General features: G+C 64.6%; 4 protein-coding genes. 2 read left to right on the top strand and 2 right to left on the bottom strand.

Going from position 1 to position 5,851, the window contains the following annotated elements; all coding sequences use genetic code 11:
• Positions 1-661: glycosyltransferase family 2 protein (locus AC5JJ6_RS38065; RefSeq protein ID WP_496047024.1), on the bottom strand; the 661-nt coding region annotated here is incomplete at its 3' end.
• 514 nt (positions 662-1,175) lie between these two features.
• On the opposite strand from AC5JJ6_RS38065, the gene rfbB reads away from it, so the two are divergent.
• Together rfbB and rfbD are read left to right on the top strand one after the other, a co-directional pair.
• Positions 1,176-2,261, top strand: a complete 1,086-nt coding sequence (gene rfbB, locus AC5JJ6_RS38060; RefSeq protein ID WP_496047023.1) for a dTDP-glucose 4,6-dehydratase — start codon at positions 1,176-1,178, stop codon at positions 2,259-2,261.
• Complete coding sequence (rfbD, locus tag AC5JJ6_RS38055) at positions 2,261-3,235, top strand: dTDP-4-dehydrorhamnose reductase (RefSeq protein WP_496047022.1); 975 nt, start codon at positions 2,261-2,263, stop codon at positions 3,233-3,235. Before rfbB ends, rfbD begins: the two co-directional genes overlap by 1 nt.
• Before the next feature lie 5 nt (positions 3,236-3,240).
• Here the strand turns inward: rfbD and AC5JJ6_RS38050 are convergent.
• Positions 3,241-5,851: glycosyltransferase (locus AC5JJ6_RS38050; RefSeq protein ID WP_496047021.1), on the bottom strand; the 2,611-nt coding region annotated here is incomplete at its 5' end.

The following is a 5,851-nucleotide window of genomic DNA, read 5'->3' as shown; positions in this document are numbered from 1 at the left end:
CGACATGGTGGACGCGGGCGCCCGCCACCTGGACGCAATTGTGCCCCAGAAGGCGCAGCCTGAAGCCAAGGTCGACATCTTCGCAGTAGCAGAAGAAGCTTTCGTCGAACCCGCCCGCATCCAAAAACGCATCGCGGCGATAGAGCGCTGCCGCGGCGCAGGGGGCGAAAACCTCCCCCTCCGGCGGAAGGCTGTCCACCGGTGCGCCATGATGTCCGCGCCAGACCAGTCCGCTGGCATGGTAGACGTCGCCGGCGCCGTCGAGTCGCCGGGCATCGGCGGCGTCGAGCTGCGTCGATCCGAACATGGCGGTACCGGGGTGGCGGCGCGTGGCATCCATCAGTTCCGCAAGCCATTCCGGTTCCGGAAAGGCATCGGGGTTCAGGGTCGCGATCCACGGTGCCGCGGCCTCGCGCGCGGCCAGATTGTTGGCGGCGGCGAAACCCAGGTTGGAACCCGGGGCCAGGATGCGCACCCGGCCGAACGCTACGACAGGCAGATCTTCAATGCCGGTCAGGGAGCCATCCGTCGAGCCATTGTCGACGATGAGGATTTCCTGCGGGGACACCGTCTGGTCGCCAAGCGTCTCCAGGCAGCGGCGCAGGAACGGGCCGCCATTGAAGTTCACGATGATGACGCTGACGGGGGCCTCGACCGACACGACAGGGATCCCTCGTTTGCGCTGCCCGCGCGAATACGGGAACTTCCGAAAGTAGTAGTCATCTTATAAGAGAAAAGACGTGCCGGGCAACGTTAAAGTTCGAATTTCTATGCAGCAATGATCTGATTACGGACATACTTACTTCCATAGAACCTCATCGGAGTATTCCAGCTTGGTGAATACCTTAAAAGGCCGGCAACATCATTCATTGATCGTTCTGGTAGAGGATCGTAGTTAACGATCAGTTCACACTTTCGTGTTAGATACTTGTATATATTTCGGTCGATGATGAAGTCGCATGGCCTTGCTCCTCTGCGGCGAAGTTCATACTGTGTATAAGCGCACATTTCCCAGTCGAGCGAAGGGTCAGGCCGGTCCGAATGGGCCGGAAGCCGGTGCTCTTATTCATGAGTTTCTGTCCTCTCGACGGGCTAGTTCTTCATGAATGACGGTCATTTCATAAACAGTCTTTGATCGTGAAAACCGTGCAACAGCAAGAAGTGGGAACTGGGCAATGAAGATCATCATCACTGGGGCAGCCGGTTTCATAGGTTCGGCAGTGTGCCGCCATCTTCTGCGCGAAACCAATGCATCGATCGTTTGCCTGGACAAGATGACCTATGCGGCACACCCGGATACGCTCACGCATATCGTCGATGGACATCGCGTCATTTTCGAAAAGGTCGATATCTGCAACCGTGCGGAGGTGGAGCGCGTCTTCCGCGAACACAAGCCGGACGCAGTCATGCACCTGGCCGCCGAAAGCCACGTGGACCGGTCGATCGAGATCCCGGGCGTCTTCATCGAGACGAACGTGGTCGGTACCTATGTGATGCTGGAGGCGGCGCGCCACTACTGGTCGGGATTGGCCGAAGAGCGGCGGAACGGATTTCGCTTCCACCACATTTCGACCGACGAGGTCTATGGGTCGCTTGGGGAAACCGGAAAGTTCACCGAGACGACTCCCTACGCGCCAAGCTCTCCCTATTCCGCAAGCAAGGCTTCGGCGGACCACCTCGTCCAGGCATGGCACCACACCCATGGCCTGCCGGTGGTCGTCAGCAACTGCTCCAACAACTACGGTCCCTATCAGTTTCCAGAGAAGCTGATCCCGCTGATGATCATCAACGCGCTGGAAGGCAAGGCGCTGCCGGTCTACGGCGCCGGCGCCAATGTTCGCGACTGGCTGTTCGTCGAGGATCATGCCGCGGCTCTTGTCCGCATCCTGACCGCGGGAAGGATCGGCGAGAAATACAATGTCGGCGGCAACGCGGAGCACAGCAACATCGAGGTCGTCCATACGATCTGCGACACGCTGGATGCCATGCTGCCGGTCAAGCGCCCCCGCCGCGACCTGATAGCCCATGTCGCCGACCGTCCCGGCCACGACCAGCGCTACGCGATCGACGCTGCGAAGATAAAGAACGAACTGGGCTGGGAGCCCTCGGTCACGTTCGAGGCCGGCCTGCGCCGGACCATCGAATGGTACCTGACGCACCAGACATGGTGGCAGCCGCTGCGCTCCTCGATCTACGGGGGTCAGCGCCTTGGTCTCGGCGCCGCCGATTTCGCCCGCCGACTGGAGGTCGTGGCATCATAATGAAGATCAACGAAGCATATCCGGCCGAAAACTCCCTGGCCAGCCGCCGCCTGATCCTGGTTTTCGGCCACAGCGGGCAGGTCGCGACGGCGCTCCGCGAAACCGGTCTTCCCGCCGGATGGTCCGTCAGGACGGTCGGCCGCGCCGAGGCCGACATCGTGGACGCCGCGGCCGTGGAGAGCATGGTCGTATCGAGCGGCGCCGATCTGGTCATCAACGCGGCCGCCTATACCGCCGTGGACCGGGCGGAAGGCGAACCCGAACTTGCCTTCGCGGTCAACCGCGACGGAGCGGCGCATGTCGCGCGGTCCTGTGCCGCCGCCGGGGTCCCGCTGATCCACATCTCGACCGACTACGTCTTCGACGGCAAGGCGTCCGGTCATGCCTATCGAGAGGGCGATCCGATCAACCCGCTGAGCGCCTATGGCGTCAGCAAGGCCGCCGGCGAGAACGCGGTGCGCGCGGCGGTGCCGCGCCACGCCATCGTCCGGACTTCCTGGATCTACGGTCCGCACGGCCAGAACTTCGTCCGCACGATGCTGCGGCTGGGGCAGGCGCGGCCGGAGCTGGGTATCGTGGACGATCAGTACGGCTCGCCGACCGCGGCGGCCGACATCGCCGTGGCATTGATCGCCATGGCGAAGCGAATCCTGGTTGCGCCTGCCTCCGTCGACAGCGCGCTGTTCGGTACCTTCCACTTCTGCGGGACGGGCTGGACGACCTGGTACGGCCTGGCCTACGAAGTCTTCTCGCTCGCCAGCGCGCATGGCGGGGGAATGCCGGGACTTCGGCCGATCTCGACGCTCGATTACCCGACGCCGGCGGTCCGCCCCGCCAACTCCGTGCTGAACTGCCAGCGGCTCGCCGATGTCTACGGCATCACGGCACCCCCCTGGCGGACCAGCCTGAAGGACTGCGTCGACAAGCTCTGCGCCGAAGCGTCGCTGGCCGCAAAGGTGGAGGAGGCGGCCTAGAACCGTCAGTCGCCGGCTTCGACCTCCACGACCTGCGCGCCGACCGGAGCCGCCGCCTTGGCGGCACGGCGGCCGAGGCGCAGGGCCGGCATCACGTTGATCATCGATGTCGCCAGCGCCGCCAGATAGGGGAGGGACTGAACGGCCAGCAGTCCGGCCCACAGGAAGGCGTCGCGGTTCTCATGGCCGAAGACGACGACGATCGCGAGGGCCGCTCCCCAAAGCCCCAGCATCAGGCCGATCTCTTCCCGAGCGTGGAGAAGTCCCTGGACGATGGCTGGCTGATCCTTGCATTTGGGAGTGCGGACGAAGGGCCGGCCCGACGTGAACATGCCCTGCCAGATGGCGCGGCCGACCGTGTGGGTCAGCGCCATGCCGGCGACGGCGGCGCCGATCTTCTGGACCCAGGTGCAGCGCACCCGCTCCTCGTAGAGCCACAGACTGCACACGATCTTGAAGCCGAAGACCGACAGGGTCGGGATCATGAAGACGGTCGGCGGGAACTCGAAATACTTCGGGAAGGCCAGCAGGCCGAGCGACCAGAAGATGGCGGCCGCCGCGAAGATCAGGTTCGCCGCATCGGCGAACCAGGGCAGCCAGCCCGTCAGGAAATGGTAGCGCTGGGCCGATGTCAGCGTCGTGCTGCCGGGCATCATCTGCCGCCAGTGACGCTTGAGGATCTGCACGGCGCCAAAGGCCCAGCGGAACCGCTGGGTCTTGTAGGCGACGAAGCTGTCGGGAACGAGGCCCTGGCCGAAGCTGTCCGGCATGTAGACCGCCTCGTAGCCGGCTTCGAACAGGCGGAGGCCCAGCTCGGCGTCCTCGGTGATGCACCACTCGCTCCAGCGGCCGACTTCGATCAGCGCGGACTTGCGGATCAGCGTCATGGTGCCGTGCTGGATGATCGCGTTGCGCTCGTTCCGCTGGATCATGCGGATCTTGAAGAAGCCCTGGTATTCCCAGTTGCACATGGCCTGGAAGGTATCGCCGCTCCAGTCGCGGTAGTCCTGCGGCGACTGGACGAAGCCGACCTCCGCCCGTTCGAAATACGGCACGGTCGACGACAGCCAGTCCGGCGTCACCTGATAGTCGCTGTCGATCACCGCGACGATCCCGGCGTCGGCGGCGGTGTTGTCCAGGCCGAAGTTCAGGGCGCCGGCCTTGTATCCCGGCCAGTCGGCTAGATGGAAGAAGCGGAAGCGCTCGCCCAGCTGGCGGCAGAAGGCTTCGACGGGCCGCCAGACCGCCTCGTCCCGCGTGTTGTTGTCGATGATGAGGACTTCGAAGTTCGGATAGTCGAGCTTCGCCAGCGCGTCGAGGGTCTGCATGACCATGTGCGGCGGCTCGTTGTAGCACGGCACATGGATGGAGACCTTGGGAGCGTCCGCTCCCGGAGCCGACCTGGACGGCGTGAACCGGCGCAGCCAGCGGTCGGTCCAGACCACTTCCGTCAGTTCGAGCCCGTCGAACAGCATGACGGCGAGCAGCACGACCTGACAGGCCAGCAGCACGGCCCAGGCGATCTCGGTCGTCAGCGCCATGCCCAGCGTCATCGCCGAAGCGCCGGTCCAGACCAGGACGGAGGCGGAGGCCTGGATCAGGCCCGCGTAGAAGAACTGGCCGCTCGGCTTCAGGTCGTTGCGGCGGAAGACGAACCACACCGTCGGCAGGAAGGCGAAGGCGATCGCGGTGGCGCACAGCACCGGCCAGTCCGGTACTTCAAGGATACCGCCGGACAGCGGGAACTTCGGCTGGCGCATGGCGTCCCACATGCCCCAGGCGGCGCCCGCCGTGCCTTCAAGCGTCCGCTTCCACGGCTGGTCGAAGGCTTCCATGATATAGTAATCGAGCCGTTCGCGCGCGGCGACGTTGAAGAACGTCCGGAGGAACTTGGCCTGATTGACCTGCGAGGCTTCGGCGCCGCGCCGCCAGGGGCCGTCGCTGGGCCAGCCGATCTCGCCGATCAGGATGTGCTTGCCGGGGTATTTCTGGCGAAGCTCGTTGTAGCGGAACATCGCATAGTCGACCGCGCCCTCGGCCGGGACGCCTTCCCAGTAGGGCAGGATATGGACGGTGATGTAATCGACCGCCGCCGCCAGTTCCGGATGGTCGAGCCAGACGTGCCACGGCTCGGCGGTGGAGACGGGCACGTTGACCTGCCGCTTGACCCGCTGGATGTTGGCGATCTGCTCGGCCACGGTGACGTCGGTGCGGAGGATCGCTTCGTTGCCGACCAGCACGCGCCGGATGTTCGGGTTCTGCCGGGTCAGGCGGACCAGGCTGGCGATCTCCGCCTCGTCCTGCGGGATGCCCTGGATCCAGGCGCCCTGCGTGACGCTGAGGCCGTGACGGCGGGCGGCCTGGGGGATCAGGTCGGCGCCGTTGAGGGAGCTGTAGCTGCGGACGCCCTTGACATGGCCTTCCAGCGTCGTCATGTCGCGCTCGATGTCGTCGGGACCGGGATGCCTGCCCTCGATCGGGTTCTGGTCCGCCTGATAGGGGCTCAAGGCGACGCCGTTGATCTGGCCCGCCCAGGGACGCTCGTTGGCGGGACGGTTGGCGAAGGCCCAGGCGCCGAGATTGCTGAGCATGACGAGAAAAAGGACGGCCACGGCT

It is taken from the genome of Skermanella sp., from assembly GCF_059503625.1.
The sequence above is the reverse complement of the archived record's forward strand: the minus strand, read 5'-3'. Positions and strand labels throughout refer to the sequence as shown.